Annotated in this window: 20 protein-coding genes; 6 read left to right on the top strand and 14 right to left on the bottom strand. The window is 72.0% G+C overall.

Annotated elements, in window-relative coordinates; translation table 11 throughout:
• Positions 1-99 precede the first annotated feature (99 nt).
• Complete coding sequence (locus tag FDO69_RS15220) at positions 100-1,122, bottom strand: oxidoreductase (RefSeq protein ID WP_104780359.1); 1,023 nt, start codon at positions 1,120-1,122, stop codon at positions 100-102.
• 67 nt (positions 1,123-1,189) lie between these two features.
• On the opposite strand from FDO69_RS15220, the gene FDO69_RS15215 reads away from it, so the two are divergent.
• Positions 1,190-2,140, top strand: a complete 951-nt coding sequence (locus tag FDO69_RS15215) for an NAD(P)/FAD-dependent oxidoreductase (RefSeq protein WP_104780358.1) — start codon at positions 1,190-1,192, stop codon at positions 2,138-2,140.
• A gap of 135 nt (positions 2,141-2,275) precedes the next feature.
• Here FDO69_RS15215 and FDO69_RS15210 read toward each other — a convergent pair whose 3' ends face one another.
• From FDO69_RS15210 to FDO69_RS15200, 3 genes are all read right to left on the bottom strand, one after another.
• Positions 2,276-4,000, bottom strand: a complete 1,725-nt coding sequence (locus tag FDO69_RS15210; protein WP_104780357.1) for a BCCT family transporter — start codon at positions 3,998-4,000, stop codon at positions 2,276-2,278.
• Positions 4,001-4,085: 85 nt separating this feature from the next.
• Positions 4,086-5,360 (bottom strand): M14 family metallopeptidase, encoded by a 1,275-nt coding sequence (locus tag FDO69_RS15205; protein WP_104780356.1) that lies wholly within the window; start codon positions 5,358-5,360, stop codon positions 4,086-4,088.
• A complete protein-coding gene (locus FDO69_RS15200; RefSeq protein ID WP_104780355.1) occupies positions 5,357-7,321 on the bottom strand; it encodes a Xaa-Pro dipeptidyl-peptidase in 1,965 nt (654 codons plus the stop codon). Before FDO69_RS15200 ends, FDO69_RS15205 begins: the two co-directional genes overlap by 4 nt.
• A gap of 211 nt (positions 7,322-7,532) precedes the next feature.
• On the opposite strand from FDO69_RS15200, the gene FDO69_RS15195 reads away from it, so the two are divergent.
• Both FDO69_RS15195 and FDO69_RS15190 read left to right on the top strand, forming a co-directional pair.
• A complete protein-coding gene (locus FDO69_RS15195) occupies positions 7,533-9,026 on the top strand; it encodes a M1 family metallopeptidase (RefSeq protein ID WP_167526599.1) in 1,494 nt (497 codons plus the stop codon).
• 217 nt (positions 9,027-9,243) lie between these two features.
• The gene (locus tag FDO69_RS15190) at positions 9,244-10,131 is read left to right on the top strand and encodes an arginase family protein (protein ID WP_104780353.1); all 888 of its coding nucleotides are present in this window, start codon (positions 9,244-9,246) and stop codon (positions 10,129-10,131) included.
• Positions 10,132-10,493: 362 nt separating this feature from the next.
• Here the strand turns inward: FDO69_RS15190 and FDO69_RS15185 are convergent, their stop codons facing one another.
• Together FDO69_RS15185 and FDO69_RS15180 are read right to left on the bottom strand one after the other, a co-directional pair.
• Positions 10,494-11,219 carry a dienelactone hydrolase family protein gene (locus FDO69_RS15185; RefSeq protein WP_104780352.1) on the bottom strand — a complete coding sequence of 242 codons (726 nt, stop codon included), beginning with the start codon at positions 11,217-11,219 and terminating at the stop codon, positions 10,494-10,496.
• Positions 11,220-11,440: 221 nt separating this feature from the next.
• Complete coding sequence (locus FDO69_RS15180) at positions 11,441-12,907, bottom strand: amino acid permease (RefSeq protein WP_104780351.1); 1,467 nt, start codon at positions 12,905-12,907, stop codon at positions 11,441-11,443.
• 229 nt (positions 12,908-13,136) lie between these two features.
• Between FDO69_RS15180 and FDO69_RS15175 the strand changes: the two genes are divergently transcribed.
• On the top strand, positions 13,137-13,859 hold the full coding sequence (locus FDO69_RS15175) for a MerR family transcriptional regulator (RefSeq protein ID WP_104780350.1): 723 nt from the start codon (positions 13,137-13,139) through the stop codon (positions 13,857-13,859).
• On the opposite strand, the gene FDO69_RS15170 is transcribed toward FDO69_RS15175, so the two are convergent.
• The 4 genes from FDO69_RS15170 to FDO69_RS15155 all read right to left on the bottom strand — a co-directional run bounded on the left by FDO69_RS15170 (position 13,845) and on the right by FDO69_RS15155 (position 18,928).
• Positions 13,845-16,031: a 3-hydroxyacyl-CoA dehydrogenase NAD-binding domain-containing protein gene (locus FDO69_RS15170; protein ID WP_104780349.1), complete on the bottom strand. Its 2,187-nt coding sequence runs from the start codon at positions 16,029-16,031 to the stop codon at positions 13,845-13,847. The genes FDO69_RS15175 and FDO69_RS15170 overlap by 15 nt on opposite strands.
• A gap of 34 nt (positions 16,032-16,065) precedes the next feature.
• A complete protein-coding gene (locus FDO69_RS15165) occupies positions 16,066-17,280 on the bottom strand; it encodes an acetyl-CoA C-acetyltransferase (protein ID WP_104780348.1) in 1,215 nt (404 codons plus the stop codon).
• An 11-nt stretch (positions 17,281-17,291) separates the two neighbouring features.
• A complete protein-coding gene (locus FDO69_RS15160; RefSeq protein ID WP_104780347.1) occupies positions 17,292-18,437 on the bottom strand; it encodes a CaiB/BaiF CoA transferase family protein in 1,146 nt (381 codons plus the stop codon).
• A 110-nt stretch (positions 18,438-18,547) separates the two neighbouring features.
• Positions 18,548-18,928: an MmcQ/YjbR family DNA-binding protein gene (locus tag FDO69_RS15155; protein WP_104780346.1), complete on the bottom strand. Its 381-nt coding sequence runs from the start codon at positions 18,926-18,928 to the stop codon at positions 18,548-18,550.
• A 91-nt stretch (positions 18,929-19,019) separates the two neighbouring features.
• Between FDO69_RS15155 and FDO69_RS15150 the strand changes: the two genes are divergently transcribed.
• The gene (locus FDO69_RS15150; RefSeq protein ID WP_104780345.1) at positions 19,020-20,198 is read left to right on the top strand and encodes a saccharopine dehydrogenase family protein; all 1,179 of its coding nucleotides are present in this window, start codon (positions 19,020-19,022) and stop codon (positions 20,196-20,198) included.
• 15 nt (positions 20,199-20,213) lie between these two features.
• Here FDO69_RS15150 and mmpA read toward each other — a convergent pair whose 3' ends face one another.
• Both mmpA and FDO69_RS15140 read right to left on the bottom strand, forming a co-directional pair.
• Positions 20,214-20,360 (bottom strand): morphogenic membrane protein MmpA, encoded by a 147-nt coding sequence (mmpA, locus tag FDO69_RS15145; protein ID WP_170320889.1) that lies wholly within the window; start codon positions 20,358-20,360, stop codon positions 20,214-20,216.
• Between the two features lie 88 nt (positions 20,361-20,448).
• Positions 20,449-21,141: an endonuclease V gene (locus tag FDO69_RS15140; RefSeq protein WP_104780343.1), complete on the bottom strand. Its 693-nt coding sequence runs from the start codon at positions 21,139-21,141 to the stop codon at positions 20,449-20,451.
• 62 nt (positions 21,142-21,203) lie between these two features.
• On the opposite strand from FDO69_RS15140, the gene FDO69_RS15135 reads away from it, so the two are divergent.
• Positions 21,204-21,497, top strand: coding sequence for a YciI family protein (locus tag FDO69_RS15135; RefSeq protein WP_104780342.1), 294 nt, complete (start codon positions 21,204-21,206; stop codon positions 21,495-21,497).
• Between the two features lie 10 nt (positions 21,498-21,507).
• On the opposite strand, the gene FDO69_RS15130 is transcribed toward FDO69_RS15135, so the two are convergent.
• Both FDO69_RS15130 and FDO69_RS15125 read right to left on the bottom strand, forming a co-directional pair.
• A complete protein-coding gene (locus FDO69_RS15130) occupies positions 21,508-21,831 on the bottom strand; it encodes a plasmid stabilization protein (protein ID WP_104780341.1) in 324 nt (107 codons plus the stop codon).
• A 70-nt stretch (positions 21,832-21,901) separates the two neighbouring features.
• The gene (locus FDO69_RS15125) at positions 21,902-22,948 is read right to left on the bottom strand and encodes a beta propeller repeat protein (RefSeq protein WP_170320888.1); all 1,047 of its coding nucleotides are present in this window, start codon (positions 22,946-22,948) and stop codon (positions 21,902-21,904) included.
• Positions 22,949-23,022 lie beyond the last annotated feature (74 nt).

The raw sequence follows: 23,022 nt of genomic DNA, 5'->3' as shown, positions 1-23,022 counted from the left end.
GCGCCGATCCTAGTACCGCGGCAGGCAACGCTCACCCGGTCGCGACGCCCGGCAGGCTCTCTCGCCGCGCCGGCCGAAGGCCCAAGTACGTCCAGCCGCTCACTGCCGCACGGCCGCCACCAGGACGCTTGTGGAGGTGCGCGCCACGAGGAACGACCGGCTCCTTGCCGCCTTCGCGTCGAGGGCGAGCCGGTGGCGGCCCGTTTCGAGGACGCCGTCGAAGACCTCGTGGGTGTGGGTGCGGGAGAGCCGGTCGAGGCGGTACGCGGTCAGGGTGACCCGGCAGGACGAGGTGACCTCGACGTGCGCGCCGCCGTCGGTCACGGTCAGGCCGGTGAGGCGGCGCTGCTCGGCCGGGCTGCTGTCCAGCGCGTGTTCGATCTGGGCGACGAGGAGCGGCACGATCGGGGCGAGGCCGTCGACGTGGGCGACCGGGACCCCGGCGCGCTCGAAGGCGCGGCGGACGGCGGCACGTTCCTGCTCCCCGGCCGCATGACCGAAGGCGACGGCGCCGTAGCCGCGCAGTTCGTCGGCCGGTACGCCGTCGGCGTCGTGGGCGATGTCGGCGCCGACGCCGATGGTGCGCAAGGCGGCGGCCAGCTTGGCGAGGACGGCGACGCGGGGTCCGATCAGCAGGACGCGGCGCCGGGGTTCGGGCGCGGAACCGTTGAGCAGGGCGCTCAGCGCCGTCCGGTATTCGGCGCCGCGGAAGCGGAACGGGCCGATGCCGTGGTAGCCGTTGAGGTCCAGGTCGGCGTGTTCGTCGGTCTGCCAGGCGAAGTCCCGCCAGACGAAGTCCTCGCCGTCGCTGCGGATCACCGCGGTGACGGCGCCGCAGGCCAGGTCCTCGCACTCGGGGCAGCCGTAGACCACGTAGCGGCCGCCGGGCAGTGGGGCCGGGCTTTCCAGGAGCAGGCTGCGGACCTGCGCGGTGAAGATCGCGGGCGGGACGTCGGAGGCGAGCGGGGAGACCGCATCGAGGTCGGAGAGCTGGAACAACAGGGGGCGTCCGTCGACGATGAAGTCCACGAAGTCCCGGTGGACCTGGTAACCACCGTCGTTGCGTACTCCCCCGGCCCGCATCGCGGGCGCCAGGCCGAAGGTCGCGTACTCGGCACACATACCGTGAGTATCCCCACACTGCGCGTGATGTGAGCACGGCATGACGGATTCCGCTACGGTCCGGGGCATGACGCGTGAACCGAGTGGCGAGATCGTGGTGGTCGGCGGCGGAGTCATCGGGCTGACGACCGCCCTGGTTCTCGCGCAGCGGGGCCGGCGGGTGCGGGTGTGGACGCGGGACGCCGTCGAGGCGACCACCTCCGCCGTCGCGGGCGCGCTGTGGTGGCCGTACCGGATCGAGCCGGTGGCGACGGCTCGCCGGTGGGCGCTGCGGTCGCTGGAGGTGTACCAGGAGCTGGCGGAAGGGGCCGAACCGGCCGGCGTACGCATGGTCGAGGGGGTGCAGGGCGAGGTCCGCCCGGACGAGGCCGATGCGTGGCTGGCGGGCCGGGTGCCGGGGCTGCGGGCCGCCACGGCCGACGAATACACGGGGACGGGCCTGTGGGCGCGGCTGCCGCTCATCGACATGCCGGCCCATCTGCCGTGGCTGCGGGAGCGGTTCGCCGCGGCGGGCGGTGTGGTCGAGACGCGTACGGTGTCCTCCTTCGCCGAGGTGGACGCGCCCGTCGTGGTCAACTGCACGGGGCTCGCCGCGCGGGAGCTCGTGCCGGACCCCTCGGTGCGGCCCGTGCGCGGGCAGTTGGTCGTCGTGGAGAACCCGGGGATCGACACCTGGCTGGTCTCCACCGACGCGACCGGGGAGCACACGTACCTGTTCCCGCAGCCGGGCGGGCTCGTCCTCGGCGGTACCTCCGAGGAGGACGCGTGGTCGCTGGAGCCCGACCCCGCGACGGCCGAGGCGATCGTCCGCCGCTGTGCGGCCCTCAGGCCGGAGGTCGCCGGGGCCCGGGTGCTGGGGCACCGGGTGGGTCTGCGGCCCACCCGGCCCGCGGTCCGGCTGGAGCGTGACACCCTGCCGGACGGGCGGCTCCTGGTGCACAACTACGGCCACGGCGGCGCGGGCGTCACCGTGGCCTGGGGATGCGCGGACGAGGCGGCCCGGCTGGTCTCCGGCTGAGCCGCGCGGCACCTGGTACGGCTTGTACGGATCCGGCCGGGTGAGGGGGCCCACGAGCCGGCCTGGTGCTCGTGCGCCGTCCGAACGGCAGAGGGCGGCCCGGGTTCGACACCCGGGCCGCCCTCGCCGTGCGGATCAGTGCTTGCCGATCGGGTCTCCCTCCACGTCCGGGCCGCGGCCCGGGCCGACGCGGAACTCGAACTCACCGTCGTACTTCTTGTGGCCCTCCATGACGGCCATTTCGACGGCCTCGGAGCCCATCTGCTCGCGCACGATCACCGGGTCCCGGCGCAGGTCCCGCATGAGGGCGACGCACATGAAGATCATCACGACGACGAACGGCGCGGCCGCGAGGATCGTGAGGTTCTGCAGACCGGTCAGAGCGTCACCCTGACCGCTGCCGACCATCAGCATGATCGCGGCCACCGCGCCGGTGACCACACCCCAGAACACGACCACGAAGCGGCCGGGTTCGAGGGCGCCCTTCTGCGACAGGGTGCCCATGACGATGGAGGCCGCGTCGGCGCCCGAGACGAAGAAGATGCCGACGAGGATCATCACGAGCAGGCTCGTGACGGTGGCGACGGGGAACTGCTGGAGCACGTCGAAGAGCTGGCCCTCCGGGGTCGCCTCCTTGCCGAGCTGCCCCTCCTCCTGCATCTTCATCGCCGAGCCGCCGAAGATCGCGAACCAGATCAGGCTGACCGTGCTGGGCACGAGGATGACACCGCCGACGAACTGGCGGATGGTGCGACCCCGGCTGATGCGGGCGATGAACATGCCGACGAACGGCGTCCAGGAGATCCACCACGCCCAGTAGAAGACGGTCCAGCTGCCCAGCCAGTCGGCGACGCCCTTGCCGCCGCTCGCCTCGGTCCGGCCGGCCAGCTGGGGCAGGTCGCCGAGGTAGGCGAAGACCGAGGTGGGCAGCAGGTCCAGGACGATGATGGTCGGGCCCGCCACGAACACGAACAGGGCGAGGATCAGCGCCAGCACCATGTTGGTGTTGGACAGCCACTGGATGCCCTTCTCCACACCGGAGATCGCGGACGCGACGAAGGCCAGGGTCAGCACCGCGATGATCGTGACGAGCAGCCCGGTGCTCACCTTGTCCATCCACTTCAGCTCCTGCACACCGGAGCCGATCTGGAGCGCGCCCAGGCCCAGGGAGGCGGCGGAGCCGAAGACGGTCGCGATGATCGCGAGGACGTCGATGGCCCGGCCGATGCCGCCGTTGGCGTTCTTCTTGCCGATGAGCGGGGTGAACACCGCGCTGATGGTCTGCCGGCGGCGCCTGCGGAAGGTGCTGTAGGCGATGGCGAGACCCACCACGGCGTAGATCGCCCAGGGGTGGAGCGTCCAGTGGAACAGGGTGGTGGCCATGGCCGTCTCCATGCGGTCGCCGGAGTCGGCCGGGTTCGTGCCCGGCGGCGGCGTGCCGTAGTGCGACAGCGGCTCGCTCACGCCGTAGAACATCAGGCCGATGCCCATGCCGGCGCTGAACATCATCGCGACCCACGACACGGTGCGGAACTCGGGCTCCTCGCCCTCCGCGCCGAGGTGGATCCGGCCGTACCGGCTGATCGCGAGCCAGAGGGCGAAGACGACGAAGCCGGAGGCGGCGAGCATGAACGCCCAGCCGCCGTTGTGCATCAGCCCGCCGAGCATGCTGGTGGAGACGTCTTCGAGCGAGTCGGTCGCGGTCGCGCCCCAGACCACGAAGGCGAGGGTGAGGGCCGCCGTGACGCCGAAGACGATGCGGTCGGTCTGCGGCCGGTCCTGACCGGGCAGGCCCGCTTCCGACCCCGGCAGCGCGGCTCCCTCCGGGGAGTCCTTGTCGCTTGGTCGTTCTTGCGTCACAGGCGGAACCTTTCATCGGGACAGCGGGGGAGGATGTAGGCCCTCCGTAAACGCTGCTACCACGTATGGCGGAATTTCACCCCTCTCAACATGCGGTTTCGTATGAACCTCCTGTCAGGTGGTACTCGGCCCGGTCGTCGAGCAGCAGCGGCACGAGCGCCCGCAGGGGCTGGCGCAGCGGGATGAGCACACCCTCGCCGTCCTTGCGCACCCGCACGCCGTGCAGGGCGAGTTCGTCGCCCACCTCGGCGTACTGGGCGGCGGTGAGCCGGTAACCACAGGGTGGGTTCGGGATGATTTCGGCTGGTTCGGGGGCCTCGTTGTCGGCGCCGCCGACGTAGACGGGTCCGGTGTCGGCGTAGCCCGCGAGCCGGGCCCGTGCCGTCGCCGCCTCGACGCGCGCGCGGCGCTGGCCGGTGTATCCGAACATGCCCTTGAGCGCGTCCAGTTGGGAGGTGACCCGGCGCCGGTTGTTGAGCGCCTCATCCGCCTTCTCCGCCTCGGTGAGCGGGTCCACCCGGCTCTCGATGAGCAGGCCGACGGAGTGTTTCACACCGGACATGTTGCGCAGAATGCGCTCCTGTCCGTCGCCGGCGACCTGTTTGACCGGCTCACCGGTCTCGGGGTCGGTCCAGATGCCGTAGGTGCCCGTCGAGTGGCCGGCCCGCCGGGCGGCGGGGCGGACGTACGCCTCGGAGAGGGTCCGCGCCTCGTCGTGGACGGCCTCGTGGGTGTTGAGGTTGCGCGGCCACAGGTCGAAGAGGTCCTTGTCGTAGAACCGGGGGGTGGCGCCGTACTCGTGCAGGTCGTAGACGATGTCGGGGCGCTGGTCCCGGATGAGGGCGGCCAGGGCGCGGCCCTCGGCTGTCTTGAGGGCGAGGTGGTCGCGGTTGATGTCGACGCCGTCGCTGTTGCCGCGGGTGTTCACGGCCCGGCCGTCCGGGTTGGCGGTGGGCACGACCAGGACCGTGGTGCGGTCCAGGAAGCGGCGGGTGCGGCTGTCGCGGGCGTAGGCGAGGTCGCGGACGGTGGTCAGGCAGGCCTCGCGGCCGGAGGGCTCGTCGCCGTGCTGGCTGCAGACGAGCAGGACCCTGCTGGGGCTCGGACGGTTTCCGATCCGCACCACCTGGAGCGGGCGGTCCTGCTTCGTCGTGCCGAAGCGGGTCACGGAGACGCGGCTGCCCGACCGGTCGACGGCCCGCAGGAAGTCCTGCTCCTCGGGCTGGGTGGTCCAGCGGGCACCGTCGGACTGCTCGAAGCCGGTGCGCGGCGGGGAGCCGGTGGCCGCCTGTGCCGGTGCGGCGACCAGGGAGGCCGTCAGGGCCGCGGTGGTCAGGATGAGGGCGCCGGCGCGGCTCATCGGGTTCCCTCCGGGACGCGGTGCGTGGTGCGCGGTTCCCGTACGCCGTCCAGCGATGTGGCGTCGGGGGTGGCGGACGCGGCCTTTGTGGTGGCGCGGGCGAAGGCGGCCGCTCCGCCTGCGAACGGGACGCGCGCCGAGGTGCGGGACAGGTCGAGCGTGAGCTTCGGCTTGTCGGCGGGAGGGTCGATGAGGCCCTGGTCGGTGCCCGCGACGATCAGCGCCAGGCGGTGGCCCTTGCGGACGACGTGGTCGGTCGCGGCGAGGTCGAGGGTGATCGTGTACCGCTTGCCCGGGGTGAGTGGGGAACCCTTGTTCTCCGAGGCGTGGTTGCCGAGGTCGGCCCAGCCGCGGCTGACGACCGTGAAGTCGACGTCGGCGGTCTTGGCCTTCGTCTCCTTGAAGCAGGAGCTGTCGCCGGTGGTGCTCGCGCCCCAGCAGGTCCGGTCCGTGAGGGTGGTGATGCCTTCGCCGGCGTCCGCGTAGTCGCGGATCGTGGCGGGGCCGACGTCCACGAGGACGGCGGAGAGGTGGGCCGTCGGGGTGGAGGGCGTGGCGGTGACGGTGACCCGGGAGGAGCCGGCCAGGCGCAGGTCGCGGGTGAGCGGTCCGGTGCCGAAACCGGCCTTGTCCGGTGTCGGCTCGTCGAGCCGGCCGGCCCAGTCGGTCTCGCCCCGCCGCGGGTCGTCGGTGAAGGTCTCGGTGCCGTGGCCGCGGTGCAGGCCGAGGGTGCCGACGCCGGCCTGGGTGCCCCGGTCGGGGCGCAGGGTGGCGGCCCGGGTGCCGCTCGGCGGCCAGGTCCTGGAGGTGTCCCACCGGTCGGGTGCGCGTTCGATGTCGGCCATGGGCTCGCGGTCGATGCCGTTGTCGTAGCCCATGAGTTCGTGGTCGAACCAGCGGTGCAGGGTGTCGACCCAGGCGCCGCGGCGGAAGTCGAAGGGGTCGACGTGGCCGGTCTGGGAGAGCCAGATCTTGCGCTCGACGCCGTGCTTCGCGAGGGCGTTCCACCACTGGCCGACGTGCTTCATGCGGACGTTGAGGTCCTGCATGCCGTGCACCAGGAAGACGCTGGCCGTGACCTTGCGCGCGGCCTTCACGTAGTCGCGCTCGGCCCACAGCGGGGTCCGGTCGCCGGTGCGCGGGGCGCCGTCGACGAGCTTGCGCTGAACGGCCGCGCACTTGGCGCGGGCGTCGGGACTGTCGACGTAGTCCGACAGCCACTCGGGGCCGGAGTCGTAGAGCGGGGCACCCTGCTGGAAGTAGTAGTCGTACCAGGAGGAGATGGCGCTGATCGGGACGATGGTCTTCAGGCCCTTGACGCCGGTGGCGGCGACGCCGTTGGCGATGGTGCCGTCCCAGCTCTTGCCGATCATGCCGGTGCGGCCGTTGGTCCAGCCGGCCTGCGCGCGGGTGGTGCCGGTGCGGCTCGTGTAGGCCTTGGCACGGCCGTTCAGCCAGTCGACGACGGCCTTCGCGGACCGGATGTCGGAGCGGCCGCCCACGTCGACGCAGCCGTCGGATCGATTGGTTCCGGCCAGGTCCACGCCGACGAAGGCGTAGCCGCGCGGGACGAAGTAGTTGTCGTAGTACAGCGGCGTCTGGACGACGCGGCCCTGCGCGTCGTAGGTCTTCTTCTGGCTCTCGTTGCCGCGCCCGCAGCAGGAGTAGTACGGGCTGGCGTCCATGATGACGGGGACCTTGCGGCCCTGCCGGGCGGTTTCGCGGGGGCGGACGATGTCGGCGGCGACCCGGTCGGTCTTCCCGTCGCGGTCGCCGTCGAGCCCGGTGTCCACCCAGACGGCCTCGCGGACGGCGTTCTCGTAGGAGTAGACGGGTTCGCTCCCGCGCGGGGCGGCCGGTGCGGCCTGGGCGGCCGCGGGGGTGAGCAAGGTGGCCAAGAGGGCGGCCGTGGCCGCCGTCGCGAGCGGTCTCCAGGTCGTGAAGCGCGTGCGTTTCGGCATGCGCCGGACGGTACATCGGTGAACTCCTGTTCAGAAGAGGGCAGCTGACGGACCGGCGTGTCCGGGTCGGGCGTCCGGGGCGGGTGTCTCATGTCGGCCGAATGGCGATCGTGTGACAGCAGGGGCCATGGACATGATCAGGGACACAGGGAGTCAATAGGCTCCGGACAGACCCCGGAAGACCTCGGGACCCTACGACTTGGAGCCTTGCGTGCACCGCAGAATCATCGCGCCGGGAGCCCTGGCAGCGGCCGTTCTCCTGCTGGCGATCCCGGCATCGGCCGCCTCCTCCTCCCCCGGCGCGCCGGGTATCGGCGACCCCTACTACCCGGCCTACGGCAACGGCGGATACGACGTCTCCCACTACGACCTCCGCCTGAAGTACCAGCCGGCCACGGACGAACTGGAGGGCACGGCCACGCTCGTGGCCCGCACCACCCAGGACCTGTCGAGCTTCAACCTGGACTTCCTGCTGGACGTCGGCGAGGTACGGGTCAACGGGGCGAAGGCCTCGTTCCGCACCTCGGGCGAGCAGGAGCTGGAGATCACACCGAAGACCCCGCTGGCCAAGGGCGCGCCCGTCACGGTCGTCGTGCGCTACCGCGGGGTGCCGTCGTCGAAGCAGGCCTTCGGTTTCACCAGCTGGCACCGCACCCCGGACGGAGGCGTCGCGGCGAACGAGCCGGAGGCGGCGGCCTGGTGGTTCCCGGGCAACGACCATCCGCTGGACAAGGCGACCTACGACGTGTCCGTGCTGGTCCCGGACGGCACCCAGGCCATCTCCAACGGCACGCTGCAGTCGACGAGTTCGAAGCTCGGCTGGACGCGCTGGAACTGGCGGTCCGACAAGCCGCAGGCCACGTACCTCGCCACGCTCGCGGTCGGGAAGTTCGACATCACGACCGGCACGACCGAGGGCGGCATCCCGGTCCTCAACGCCTACAGCAAGGATCTCGGGGCGAACGCCGGGGCCGCGCGGGCGAGCATCGAACGGACCGGGGAGATCGCGGACTGGCTCGCCGGGTACTTCGGGCCGTACCCCTACAGCGCGCTCGGCGGATACGTGCCGAACACGGACACCGGGTACGCGCTGGAGACCCAGACCCGGCCGTTCTACAGCCCGCGGCAGTTCGCGAACGGGTCGAACGTGTCGGTCGTCGTCCACGAACTGGCCCACCAGTGGTACGGCGACGAGGTGTCGGTCAAGGGCTGGAAGGACATCTGGATCAACGAGGGCTTCGCGCGGTACGCGCAGTGGCTGTGGTCCGAGCACGAGGGCGAGGGCACGGCGCAGGAACTCGCCGACTACGTGTACGCCTCGCATCCCGCCGACGACCCGTTCTGGACGGTGAAGCCCGGGGATCCCGGCCCGGACAACCAGTTCGACATCGCGGTCTACGACCGCGGCGCACTGGCCGTCCAGGCGTTGCGCAACAAGATCGGCGACGAGGCGTTCTTCGCGATCCTCAAGGGCTGGCCGTCGAAGTACGCCCACGGCAACGCGTCGGTGGCGGACTTCCAGCGGTACGCGGAGGAGGTGTCGGGCAAGCCGCTGGCCGCGCTGTTCGACACGTGGCTGTTCCAGCCGTCGAAGCCGGGGGCGCCGGCGGCTCGGACCGCTGCGGTGGCCGAGGCGGCGAAGGGCGTTCCGCAGCCCAGGTCGTGGAAGCGGATCGCGGCGACGAACGGGGCGCACGGGCACTGACGTCCTCACGCGGGGGTGTCCGGCGCGACCCGGCCGGGGCGGCTCGCCGCGCCGGCGCCCCACCCCGTCAGGCGGCACCCGCTGCCGGACGAGCCCGGCTCGCCGCGCCGGCGCCCCCGTCAGGACGCACCCGGCCTGCCGGACGGGGCCCGGCTCGCTACGGTGAGCCCATGCGCCGTGACGAGTGAGGCCGCGGCTGCTGACGAGGGAGCCGGCGTTGCGGAAACTGGCGATCATCGAGGCCCCGTCCGTGCTCGGGCTGCGCCCCACCGGGGTGGAGGATCTGCCGGCGGCGCTCCTCGGGGCGGGGCTGGCCGAGGGACTCGGGGCGGTGCACGCGGGCCGGGTCGAGCCGCCCCCGTACGCCCCGGAGCGGGACCCGGACACCGGTGTCCTGAACGCCGGTGGCATCGCCACTTACTCCGTTGCGCTGGCCGGAGCCGTGGGCGGCGTCCTCGACGACGCCCGGTTCCCCGTCGTGCTCGGCGGCGACTGCAGCGTGCTGCTCGGCACCCTGCTCGCGCTGCGCCGACGCGATCGGCACGGTCTGCTCTTCCTGGACGGCCACACCGACTTCTACCAGCCCTCGGCCGAGCCGGCCGGCGAGGTGGCCTCCATGGAACTCGCCCTGGCCACCGGCCGCGGCCCGCGCGTGCTGGCCGACCTGGAGGGCCGGGGCCCGCTCGTGCGGGACGAGGACGTCGTCGCCCTGGGGTTCCGGGACGCGGAGGAGTCGGCGGCACACGGGATGCAGCCGCTGCCGCCCGCGCTGCACGCGATGGAACTGGACACCGTGCGCGCACTGGGGGCGGCCGAGGCGGCCCGCCGCGCGGTCGGGCTGCTGAGCGGCGGCGGCGCCGACGCCGGGTTCTGGGTCCATCTCGACGTCGACGTGCTGGACGACGCGCTCATGCCCGCCGTCGATTACCGGCAGCCGGACGGCCTGTCCTGGCGGGAGCTGGAGACCGTCCTGCGCACGGCCTTGTCCGGCGGCGGCGCGGTCGGCCTCACCGTCACGATCTTCAATCCCCGCCTGGACCCCGGCGGCACCCTCGCCCGGCGCCTCGGCGACTGCCTGGCAGCGGCCTTCGACAGCCAGGGCTGAGCCGGCGGCTGCCATGGAGCCGTTGACCGGACCACGGAAGGACACGCCGGACGAGTACGCATCCCCCCGCTTGGTCCAGTCGGTGGACGTCGCGCATCCGGACGACGAAGGAGCGCAACGGAGTTGAACAAGCAGTCCCGTGACGTCCGCGCCATCCAGCTTCCGCACTGGGGGCGGGTGGCTACGGACTCACAGTCCCCGCACGCACCCGATGCGCCTGATCTCTTTCGGCTGCCTGCGCCTCCCCACGGGCCCGACAGGCCGATCCCGCCAGCCGCTGACCGCGTCGAGGGTGAGACCACCGGAGCCGGTGGCGGTCGCGCGGCCTGGTCCGGGGCCCGGAATCGCGGTTGTCGATTGGATCACTCCGTCACGGTCAGGCACTCGGCGAGCAGGTCGACGACGTCGTGCCAGGCTCGCTGCGCGTGCCGTGGGTGGTAGCCGACGCCGGGGACCACGGGGTGGTCGACCGGCGGGTGGTGGAAGGCGTGCAAGGCGCCGCCGTAGACCACCAGGCGCCAGTCGACGCCCGCGGCCTGCATCTCGGCGGTGAACGCGCCCCGTTGCGCGGGCGGCATGATCGGGTCTTCCGACCCGACCCCGGCCCACACCGGGCAGCGAATGCGCGCCGCCTCGCCCGGTCGGCCCGTGGTCAGCGCGTTGACTGTCCCGATCGCACGCAGGTTGACGCCGTCGCGCCCGAGTTCCAGCCCGACGGCGCCCCCGGTGCCGTAGCCGATGGCGGCGATCCGGTCGGGGTCGGTCCGCGGCTCGGCGCGCAACACGTCGAGCGCCGCATGACCGATGCCCCGCATCCGCTCGGGGTTGGCGAGCAGCGGCATGCAACGGGCCAGCATCTCCTCGGGGTCACCCAGATAGCGGCCGCCGTGAAGGTCGAAGGCCAGCGCGACGTATCCCAGCTCGGCGAGAGCATCGGCCCGGCGGCGCTCGACGTCGCTGAGCCCCATGCCCTCCGGCCCGATCAGCACCGCGGGCCGGCGATCGACTCCGGCCGGGAGTGCGAGGTGCCCGATCATCGTCAGACCGTCGGCCGGGTACTCGACCGTGCGCGTTGCAATCGTCGTCATGCGACTGGACAGTAGTGATCGTCGAGTCCGGTCGGGCCGCTGTTCTGCCGCGGGCAGAACAGCGCGGGTGTTTCCTCTGAGATGCGGCGATGGCTCACGTGTCGCCGTGATGGAGCACAGGCAGGACCGCCTTCCTCGCGCACAGGCAGGACCACCTTCCTCGCGCGCTGAAGGGTGCCGAATCGTGATCGGTTCCTTGGTCCGGAAGAGGCCCCGTCCCGCTACTTCGTCAGCTGTGACAGTTCCTGGTCCGCCGTCTGGGAGACCCTGCGGCGGACGCCGAACCAGCCGGCGACCAGCATGGCGGCGATCAGCGGGATGAGCAGGAGGGTCTTGCGGCCGACCTCGGGGTCGTTCCACATCATGCCGAGGCAGGCCAGCAGGAAGACGATCGTGGCGATCTCCGTGACCGGGGTGCCCCGGAGACGGAACGTGGGGCGGCTGATCAGGCCCGCCTTGGCACGGCGGACGAAGACCAGGTGACAGACCATGATGATCACCCAGGTGCTGATGATGCCGAGGGAGGCCACGTTCAGCACGATCTCGAAGGCCTGGGCCGGCACGAGGAAGTTCAGGCCGACGCCGAGCACACACACCCCGCAGGTCAGCAGGATGCCGCCGTAGGGCACCTGGCTGCGGTTCATGCGGGCGGTGAACTTCGGCGCGGAGCCGGCCATCGCCATGGAGCGCAGGATGCGGCCCGTGGAGTACAGGCCGGAGTTGAGGGAGGACATGGCGGCCGTGAGGACCACCAGGTTCATCACGTCGCCGGCGGCCGGGATGCCGATCTTCGACAGCACCGTGACGAAGGGGCTCTGGTCGGCCGAGTAGACAGAACCCGGCAGGAGCAGGGCCAGCAGGACGACCGAGCCGACGTAGAAGAGGCCCACGCGCCACATGATCGAGTTCACCGCGCGCGGGACGATCTTCTCCGGCTCGGCGGTCTCGCCCGCGGCGACACCGACCAGCTCCAGCGCGGCGTACGCGAAGATCACGCCCTGCATGACCAGGACGACCGGCATCATGCCGTGCGGGAAGACGCCGCCGTTGTCGGTGATGACGCTCAGGCCCGGCGTCCCACCGCCGACCTTGTGCTGCGTGGCGAGCAGGAAGATGCCGATGAGCATGAAGCCGACGAGCGTGGCGACCTTGATGATCGAGAACCAGAACTCCATCTCGCCGAAGATCTTCACCGAGATCAGGTTCACCACCAGGACCACCGCCAGGGCGACCAGCGCGAGCACCCACTGCGGGATGTCGGTGAACAGGCTCCAGTAGTGCGTGTAGAGCGCGATCGCGGTGATGTCGGCGATGCCGGTGGTCGACCAGTTCAGGAAGTACATCCAGCCGGCGACATACGCGCCCTTCTCACCGAGGAACTCGCGCGCGTAGGAGACGAAGGAGCCCGAGGAGGGGCGGTAGAGCACGAGCTCACCGAGGGCCTTGACCACGAAGAAGGCGAAGATGCCGCAGACCAGGTAGGCGATCGCCAGGGCCGGGCCCGCGTTGTGCAGGCGGCCGCCCGCACCCAGGAAGAGCCCGGTGCCGATCGCGCCTCCGATGGCGATCATGTTGAGGTGGCGGGGCTTGAGGTCCTTGCTGTAGCCGGCGTCGCCCGCGTCCGCGGGCACCTGGGCCGCGTCACTGCGGGATGCGGCTGCTGCCGTGTTCACGGCGTCCTTGCTCACGGTGGATCCACTCTCTGGTGCTCCCGAGCGGGTCGCGCTCGGCTTTCCGGACGTACATAAGGTCCGCGCCCTCGGTAAAGGCGCAGACCAAGGGGCCACCTTCCCCCACCCTTCGCGGCTCACGCGGTGGCGTACGTCACAGGGCGCGACTTCTCACACCAGAGGTCCCTGACGTCCCGTGGGTCTCGGAAGGTTTCACAGCACTGGTGAGACAGCGATACTGCTGCACATGACGACCGACACCGAGGAGCCGACCCTCACGATCGACGAGCTGGCGGCCCGGGCCGGAGTCACGGTGCGCACGGTCCGCTTCTACGGCACGAAGGGGCTGTTGCCCCCGCCGGTGCTCGGGCCGCGGCGGGTGGGGCACTACGGGCGCGAGCACCTGGCCCGGCTGGCGTTGATCGAGGAGTTGCAGCAGCAGGGCATGACGCTGGCCGGCATCGAGCGCTACCTGCGGCAACTGCCGCCGGACCTGAGCGCGCACGACCTCGCCATCCACCGGGCCGTGGTGGCCTCGTGGGCGCCGGAGACCGTGGAGACGGTCACCCGGGCGGAGCTGGAGCGGCGGGCCGGACGGCCGCTGGGCGACGAGGACGTCGAGCGGCTCGCCGCCATGGGCGTGGTCCGGCCCGCGGACGGTGGGTACGAGGCCGACCTCGGTCTGCTCCGGCTCGGCGCCGGGCTGCTGGACGTGCCGCTGTCCCAGGAGGCGATCTTCGCGGCGCGCAAGGTCCTCGTCGAACACACGCGGGCCGCGGCCCGGGAGCTGTCCCAGCTCTTCCGCGGTGAGGTGGCGGAGCGTGACGCGCGGGACGTGCGGTCCCTGTCGGCGCACATGCACCCGCTGGTGGTGCAGGCGCTCCTCACCGCTTTCCAGCGGTCGCTGAAGGAAGAGCTGGGCGAGTGGCTCACCGGGCCGTCGGGCTCCGGCGGGTCAGCCGCGGACTGAGTCGCTGAACCGCTCCCCCTTCTCCGCCTTCTCCACCAGCAGCGCGGGCGGGGCGAAGCGCTCGCCGTACTGTTCGGTGAGTTCCCGCGCGCGGGCCACGAAGCCGGGCAGGCCCCCTTCGTAGCCGTTGATGTACTGGAGCACGCCGCCGGTCCAGCCCGGGAAGCCGATGCCGAAGATGGAGCCGATGTTGGCGTCGGCGACGGAGGTCAGCACGCCCTCCTCCAGCAGCCGGACGGTGTCCAGCGCCTCGGAGAACAGCATGCGCTCCTGCATGTCCCGGAACGGGATCCGATACCCCGGCTTGGTGTAGTGCTCGCGCAGGCCGGGCCAGAGGCCGGTGCGCTTGCCGTCGTCGCCGTAGTCGTAGAAGCCGGCGCCGCCGCTGCGGCCGGTGCGGCCGAACTCGTCGACCATGCGGTCGATGACGGCCTCGGCGGGGTGGGCCGTCCAGGTGCCGCCCGCCTCCTCGACCGCCCGCTTCGTCTCGGCCCGGATCTTGCGGGGCAGGGTCAGCGTCAGCTCGTCCATCAGCGACAGCACCTTGGCCGGGTAGCCGGCCTGGGCGGCGGCCTGCTCGACCGAGGCGGGCTCGATGCCCTCGCCGACCATCGCGACGCCCTCGTTGATGAAGTGGCCGATGACGCGGGAGGTGAAGAAGCCGCGCGAGTCGTTGACGACGATGGGCGTCTTGTTGATCTGCCGGACCAGGTCGAAGGCGCGGGCCAGGGCCTCCTCGCCGGTGTGCTCGCCCTTGATGATCTCGACGAGCGGCATCTTGTCGACGGGCGAGAAGAAGTGCAGGCCGATGAAGTCGCCCTGGCGCTCCACGCCTTCGGCGAGGGCGGTGATGGGCAGGGTGGAGGTGTTGGAGCAAAGCAGCGCGTCGGGCTCCACGACGTGCTGGATCTCCTGGAACACCTTGTGCTTGAGGGAGGTGTCCTCGAAGACGGCCTCGATGACGGCGTCGCAGCCGGCCAGGTCCTGCGCCTCGGCGGTGGGGGTGATGCGGGCGAGCAGCGCGTCGGCCTTCTCCTGGGACGTGCGGCCCTTGGAGACGGCCTTGGCGGACAGCTTCTCGGAGTAGCCCTTGCCCTTGAGGGCCGCCTCCAGGGAGACGTCCTTGAGGACGACGTCGATGCCGGCGCGGGCGCAGGAGTAGGCGATGCCGGCGCCCATCATCCCGGCGCCGAGGACGGCGACCTTGCGGACCTTGCGGGGCTCGATGCCCTTCGGCCGGTTGGCGCCGGAGTTGACGGCCTGGAGGTCGAAGAAGAACGCCTGGATCATGTTCTTCGACGTCTGTCCGGCCGCAAGGTCCACGAAGTAGCGGGCCTCGATGACCTGGGCGGTCTCGAAGTCGACCTGGGAGCCCTCGACCGCGGCGGCGAGGATGTTGCGCGGGGCCGGGTAGGGGGCGCCGTTCGTCTGCTTGCGCAGGCTGGCCGGGAAGGCGGGCAGGTTCGCGGCGAACTTGGGGTTGGCCGGTGTGCCGCCCGGGATGCGGTAGCCCGGCTTGTCCCAGGGCTGCTGGGACTCGGGGTTGGCGTCGATGAAGGCGCGGGCCTTGGCGAGCATGTCCTCCTGGCTGTCGGCCACCTCGTCGACGAGGCCGTTCTCCTGGGCGCGGCGCGGGTTGTACTGGGTCCCCTGGAGGAGGACCTTCAGCAGGGCGTCGGCGATGCCCAGCAGCCGGACGGTGCGGACGACGCCGCCCCCTCCGGGCAGCAGACCGAGGGTGACCTCGGGGCAGCCGATCTTGGAGCCGGGCGCGTCGAGCGCGACACGGTGGTGGCAGGCGAGGGCGATCTCGTAGCCGCCGCCGAGGGCCGCGCCGTTGAGGGCGGCGACGACGGGCTTGCCGAGGGTCTCGATGCGGCGCAGGTTCCGCTTGATGGCCATGCCGCCGTCGAACAGCTCCTGGGCGGTCTCGGGCGTGACGCGGATGAGGTCGCGCAGGTCGCCGCCGGCGAAGAAGGTCTTCTTCGCGGAGGTGATGATGACGCCCCGGATGGAGTCCTTCTCGGCCTCCAGACGGTCGGTGACGGCGGCCAGCGAGTCGCGGAACGCCTGGTTCATGGTGTTCGCGGACTGGTTCGGGTCGTCGATGACGAGGGTGACGAGGCCGGTGCGGTCCTGTTCCCAGCGGATGGTGGTGGACTCAGTGCTCATGTGGAGGTGCTCCGTGTGATCCGTCGGGAGGGGGTCAGATGCGCTCGACGATGGTCGCGACGCCCATGCCGCCGCCGACGCACAGCGTGGCGAGGCCGTACCGCTTGTCCTGGCGCTCGAGTTCGTCGACGAGGGTGCCGAGGATCATCGCGCCGGTGGCGCCGAGGGGGTGGCCGAGCGCGATCGCGCCGCCGTTGACGTTGACCTTGTCCAGGGACAGGCCCATGTCCTTGACGAAGCGCAGGACGACCGCCGCGAACGCCTCGTTGATCTCGACGAGGTCGATGTCGTCGATGGTGAGGCCCGCCTTGGCGAGGGCTTTGCGGGTGGCGGGGGCGGGGCCGGTGAGCATGATGGTGGGCTCGGACCCGGAGACGGCGGCGGAGACGATCCGCGCGCGGGGCGTGAGGCCGTAGCGCTCGCCGACCTCCTTGGAGCCGATCGCGACGAGCGAGGCGCCGTCGACGATGCCGGAGGAGTTGCCCGCGTGGTGGACGTGGTCGATCTTCTCCACCCAGTGGTACTGCTGGAGCGCCACCGCGTCGAAGCCGCCGAGCTCGCCGATGTCCGCGAAGGACGGCTTGAGCCCCGCGAGGGAGTCGGCCGTCGTGCCGGGACGCGGGAACTCGTCGTGGTCGAGGACGACGAGGCCGCTGCGGTCCTTCACCGGGACGACGGACCTCTCGAAGCGGCCGTCCTTCATGGCGGTGGCGGCCCGCTCCTGGGAGAGGGCCGCGTACTCGTCGACGTCGCGCCGGGAGAAGCCCTCGATGGTGGCGATGAGGTCGGCGCCGATGCCCTGCGGCACGAAGTTGACCTCGAGGTTGGTCATCGGGTCGTTGAACCAGGCCCCGCCGTCGGAGGCCATCGGCACCCGGGACATCGACTCGACACCGCCCGCGAGGACGAGGTCCTCCCAGCCGGAACGCACCTTGGCCGCCGCCAGGTTGACGGCCTCCAGGCCCGAGGCACAGAAGCGGTTCTCCTGCACGCCCGCCACCGTGTCGGGCAGGCCCGCGGCGATGGCCGCGATCCGGGCGATGTCGGAGCCCTGGTCGCCGACCGGGCCGACGACGCCGAGGACGATGTCGTCGACGGCGGCCGGGTCGAGGTCCGGGAACCGGGCCCGGATCTCGTGGATGAGTCCGACGACCAGGTCGATGGGCTTGGTGCCGTGCAGGGCTCCGTTGGCCTTGCCGCGGCCGCGCGGGGTGCGGATCGCGTCGTAGACGTACGCTTCGGTGCTCACGAGGGGGCCTTTCACTGAGGGTTTCGGGACGACGGGAGGAGCCCGGGAACGTCCCAGTCCCGGGCGACGTCCGCCGTGTGGGCACCCGGCCGCGCCGGGCCGGTGCGGACGGAGGTCGGGGTCGCGGAGAAGCGGGGGGCCGGGGCGGGCTGGGTGATGCCGCCGTGGTCGGTGAAGGTGCCGCGGGCGGCCAGGTGCGGGTGGTGCGGTGCCTCGCGCAGCGACAGCACGGGCGCCACACAGGCGTCGGACCCGTCGAAGACGGCCGTCCACTCGTCCCTCGTCCGCGCTTTGAAGCGGACGGCGATCTCTTCGCGCAGTTCGTCCCAGCGGGTGACGTCCTTGCGCGCGTCGGCTCGGTCCTCGACGCCGAGGAGGCCGAGGAATTCGGCGTAGAACTGCGGTTCCAGGGCGCCGACTGCCATGTACCGGCCGTCGGCCGTCTCGTAGGTCCCGTAGTAGGGGCAGCCGCCGTCCAGGAGGTTGCCGCCGCGGCGGTCCTGCCAGCCCCCGGCGGCGAGCATGCCGTGGATCATCGTGGTGAGGTGGGCCGTCCCGTCGACGATGGCGGCGTCGACGACCTGGCCGGTGCCGGTCGCGCGGGCGTGGTGGAGGGCGGCGAGGACGCCGACGACGAGGTAGAGGGAGCCGCCCGCGTAGTCGCCGAGCAGGTTGGCCGGGGCCGGCGGCGCCTCCTGCGGCCTGCCGATCATGCCGAGGGTGCCCGTGGGGGCGATGTACGCGATGTCGTGCCCGGCGCGCCGGGCGAGCGGGCCGTCCTGACCCCAGCCGGTCATCCGGCCGTAGACGAGACGCGGGTTGCGGGCGTGGCAGGGCTCGGGGCCCACGCCGAGGCGTTCCGCGACGCCGGGGCGGTAGCCCTCGACCAGGACGTCGGCGCGGGCCGCGAGGTCGAGCACCTGTTCCTGGCCGTCGGGGGACTTCAGGTCGACGATCACCGAGCGCTTGTTGCGGTTGGTGACGTCATACGCCGGGTCGATCCCGAGTCCGGGGCCGCCCGGGCGGTCCACGCGCACGACGTCGGCCCCGAGGTCGGCCAGGAGCATGGCGGCGAACGGGCCGGGGCCGATACCGGCCAGCTCGACGACGCGCACGCCGGTGAGCGGGCCGTGTCCTGGCGTCCTTGCCGTGGTCATCCAGCCCCCAGTGCTGTGACACATCTGATGTAACACCAGTGATGCTAAGAACGTGTTCCACTCGGCACAAGACCTGAACGAGCAAGCGCTTAGCAATCTGCCGGACGGGGTCAGGTCCCGTCCAGCTCGACTATCAGCCGCTTCGGGGCGATGACCCGGTAGCTCTCCTCCACCCAGTCGCAGAGCACCTCCGCTGCCGGGGCGCCCTTCGCCTCCAGGGGCACGCTCACCCAGCCTGCCCTGCCCAGGCCGTACCCGGCGGGCTCGGCGCCGGGGCAGGCCAGCGCGTGGGCGTGCGCCGTCTCGTCCGTGAGCTTCACCGTCACCCCCAGGGGGTAACTGCCGTCCTCGACCCCGAGGAAGACGAACACCTTCTTGTTGACCTTCGCGACGGACTCGCCCCAGGGAAACTCCTCGACGGCATCCGGCAGCCCCAGTGCGAACGCGCGCACTTTCTCCCACTTCTTCAGGGCAATCCTGGGCACGGCCATCGTCGTCCTCCGGGCTCGTCGTCGGGCTCCGCATTCCTCACGCTAGCCTCGGCCACCGACAGCGGCACGGGCTGCACGACCGAGGGGTGTCATGAGCAGGCAAAGCAGGACGGACCGTCCGTACGACATCGTGCTCTTCGGAGCGACCAGTTTCGCCGGTGCGCTCACCGCGGAGTATCTGGCCGCCCACGCGCCCGAGGGGCTGCGCTGGGCGATCGCGGGCCGCAGCGCGCAGAAGCTGGAGCGGCTGCGGGAGCGGCTGCCCGCCGACGCGGAGATCGGGGTGCTGCGGGCGGACGTCTCCGACCCGGCCTCGCTGCGCGACCTCGCCGGACAGGCGCGCGTGGTGGCCACGACCGTCGGCCCGTACGTGACGTACGGCGAGGAACTCGTCGCCGCCTGCGCGGACGCCGGGACCGACTGTCTGGACCTGTGCGGCGAGCCCGAGTTCGTGGACCTGATGTACGTCCGGCACGACGCACGCGCGCGGGAGACCGGGGCGCGGCTGGTGCACGCCGCCGGGTTCGACTCGGTCCCGTACGACCTGGGTGTGTACTTCACCGTGCAGCAGTTGCCCGAGGACGTGCCGCTGACCGTGGAGGGCTTCGTCACCGCGGACGCGGCGTTCTCGGGCGGCACCTTCGCCTCCGCGCTGGGCCAGTTCGCACGGCAGCGGGAGATGGCGGCGGCCGCGCGGGACCGGCGGCGGCACGAGCCCCGGCTGGTGGGCCGGCGGACGTCGGCGCCGTTGGGCGGACCGCGGTTCGCCAAGGAGGTCGGCGCGTGGGCACTGCCGATGCCGACCATCGACCCGCAGATCGTGCGGCGCTCCGCCTCGGCCCTCGAACGGTACGGGCCCGACTTCCGCTACCGGCAGTACGCGGCCGTCCGGCATCTGCCCGTCGCCGTGGGCGGGGTCGCGGCGGTCGGCGCACTGGTCGCGGCGGCTCAGGTCGCTCCGGCCCGACGCTGGTTGTCGGACCGGCTGAAGCCCGGGGACGGGCCGAGCCCCGAGAAGCGGGCGAAGAGCTGGTTCTCCGTGCGCTTCGTGGGCGAAGGCGGCGGCTCGCGGGTCTACACGGAGGTCTCGGGCGGCGATCCCGGCTACGACGAGACGGCCAAGATGTTCGCCGAGTCGGCGCTGTGCCTGGCCTTCGACGACCTTCCGGAGACGGCGGGTCAGGTCACCACGGCGGTGGCGATGGGCGACGCGCTGATCGGCCGGCTGCGCGCGGCGGGCATCCGCTTCCGCGTCGCGGCGGCCCGCTGAGGGCCCGCCGGGGGCCTACAGCGGCCACTCGGCGAGGGTGTAGATCATCCCGGCGATCCAGCCGAGCCCGGCCAGGACGGCGAGGATCAGTCCTATGGTGACGGCCCGCTCGACGGTCTGGGTCGGAGCGGCAACAGGCTTGGGGGCGCGGTGCGTTGTCATGCGCCCCAGCCTGTCGGCCCGGTCCCCGCCGGGCATCCGTACGGGTACTCAGAGCCGGTACTCAGATCGCCCCTCATCGTGCGGCCGGTCAGCCCGGGTGCGTCTCCCGCAGGGCCCGGCGGCACAGCGCGTCCGCCCGGCGGGTGGTCTCCGGGAGGCGGTAGGCGGGGGTCAGCGCGAGGGTGTGGGCGCAGGCGTCGTCCAGCGTCACCCGGTGGCCCACGGAGACGAAGACCGGCTTGACCCCGTCCCGGGTGCGCAGGGCCCGGCCGACCTCCTCGGAGCCGGCGAACAGGGGGGCGGTGCTGCCGCGCGGGGTGTCCGGGTCGTCGTAGGTGAAGGTGAACGGGTTCTTCGCGACGCCGATCGTGGGCAGGCCGGTCAGGACGCCGAGGTGGCTGGCCAGGCCGAAGCGGCGGGGGTGGGCGAGGCCGTAGCCGTCGCAGACGACCAGGCCGGGCGGGCAGGGCAGGGCCTCGAGGGCGGCGAGAACCGTGGGGATCTCGCGGAAGGCGAGCAGCCCGGGCACGTACGGGAAGGAGACCCGGCCCACGGCCGTGGCCTCGGCGACGACGTCGAGGCTCGACGCGTCCAGCACGACCGCCGCCGCCGCGACGACGTCCCGTTCGTCGTCGTACGCGACGTCCACCCCCGTCACACGGCCTGTTCGGGGCGGCGGTCCCGGTTCGTCGAGGATCACACGGGCGCGCAGCGCGTCCTGGACGGCGCGGGCCTGTTCCTCGGTGGCGGGCCAGTCCTCGGGGATGCGTACGGTCGTCATGATGGCCTGAGCCTACGGGCTGCCCGGCGGCCGGACGGGTGCCCGGGGGTAGGGTCACGATCATGTTCGTGCTGGAACTGACGTACACCGCCCCGCTGGAAGCCGTCGACGCCGTGCTGAAGGAGCATGTGTTGTGGCTCGACGAGCAGTACCGGCAGGGGGTGTTCCTCGCGTCAGGGCGCAAGAACCCCCGCGACGGCGGGGTGATCATCGCCGTCGCGGGGGATCGCGCGCGGATCGAGGAGATCACCGCGGAGGACCCGTTCGTCACCGCGGGCGTGTGCGCGTACCGCGTCACCGAGTTCACGGCGACGAAGACTGCGCCCGCGCTGGAGGCCTACCGGGAGACCCTCTGAGGCATCCGCCTCACTTGCCCAGCGCGCGCTGCAACTGGCTCTTGTTCATGCTGGAACGGCCCTCGACGCCCTTGCGCTTGGCCTCCTGGTACAGCTGGTCGTACGTGGGCCCCTGGGAGCCCTGCCCCGACCGCTGACCGCCCCGCTTGCCGGAGGACATGTCCTGGGTGGAGGTGCGGCTGGCCGTCTTCGACTCGCCGGAGCGGGCGCGTTCCTTGTTCACCGTCCGCGCGGCGATCTCCTCGGCGCGTCCGGTGCTCTCGCCCCGGTCCTTCGCACTTTCCTTGATGTGCTCGTACTGGCGCTCCCGCTTGGGGCTCGAACCGCGTGGCATGTCCGCTCACTTCCTTTCCCGATCAGTGAACGAGTACCCACACTGCCAACGATCAGGGCACCCCGCATGCTCAGTGCTCCAGGCGGGCAACCCGGCCCTTCTCACCGGCGGCCCAGCACCCGTGGTCCGGGGTGCAGTCGACGGTGTCGTAGGAGCCCGGGTCGACGGTCCGCCAGGTCCGGCCGGCGTCCGTGGTGAGGTCGGTGCCGGTGGGGCCGACGGCGAGGGCGGCGGTGCGGCTGTGCGGGAGCCAGGCGACGCCGGAGCGGTAGGCGGGCGGGGGTGCGGCGGCCGGGCGCCAGGTGCGGCCGCTGCTGGAGGTGCGGGCGGCGGCCTGCGGTGAGGGCTGGTCGGGGCGGAAGTCGCCGCCGACGGCGAGACCGTGGGTGCGATCGCGGAAGGCGAGCGCGAAGACGCCCCGGGCGGGGTCGCCCGCCGGGAGGGACGAGTCGGCGGCCGTCCAGGTGCGTCCGCGGTCGGAGGAGTGCAGGACCCGGGCGCGTGCGGCCCCGCCGGTGGCCAGCCAGACGTCCTTCGTCCCGGACGTCACCAGGCACTGGCCGCTCGCCGCGAATCCGGCCTCGCCCTCCTGCGCGGCCGGCATCCCCCGGTCCGGCAGCACCGTCCAGGTGCGGCCGCCGTCGCCGGTCGACAGGATGCGGAACTTCCCGTCCACCGGGTCGCTCATCGCGAGACCGTGGCGGCGGTCGAAGAAGGCGAGGCAGTCGTAGAACGCCTTCGGGTCGGGGTTGCGGAAGGACTCCGTCCAGGTCGCTCCGCCGTCGTCGGTGCGGTAGACCCCGGACGCCTCGCCCTCGCCAATGGCCAGCACCACGGCCCGGCGGGCGTCGAACGCCTCGACGTCCCGGAACTGCAACTCCCCCGCGCCGGGGGGCGACACGTTCCGCCAGCTCTCCCCGCCGTCGGTGGTGCGCAGCACGGTGCCGCCGGTGCCGGCGACCCAGGCGGTGTTCCGGCTGACGGCGGCGAGGCCCCGGAAGCGTGCCTGCGGGGTGCCGGTGTCCTTGAGTTCCCAGTGCGCCGGCCGGTGCTCAGGCCCGTGCGCCTGCGCCGGTACGGCGGTCAGGGCCGCCAGTGCCGCCGCGCAGGCCGCCATCGCGGTCGCCCTGCCCCGTGTTCGTCCCGTCCGTCGCGTGCTCCCCATGCGCCTCATGGCGGGGGAAGCTAGCC

It is taken from the genome of Streptomyces tibetensis (assembly GCF_007655005.1).
GTDB lineage: Bacteria > Actinomycetota > Actinomycetes > Streptomycetales > Streptomycetaceae > Streptomyces > Streptomyces tibetensis.
Note: the sequence above shows the minus strand (reverse complement) of the source record. Positions and strands in the feature narration are given on the sequence as shown.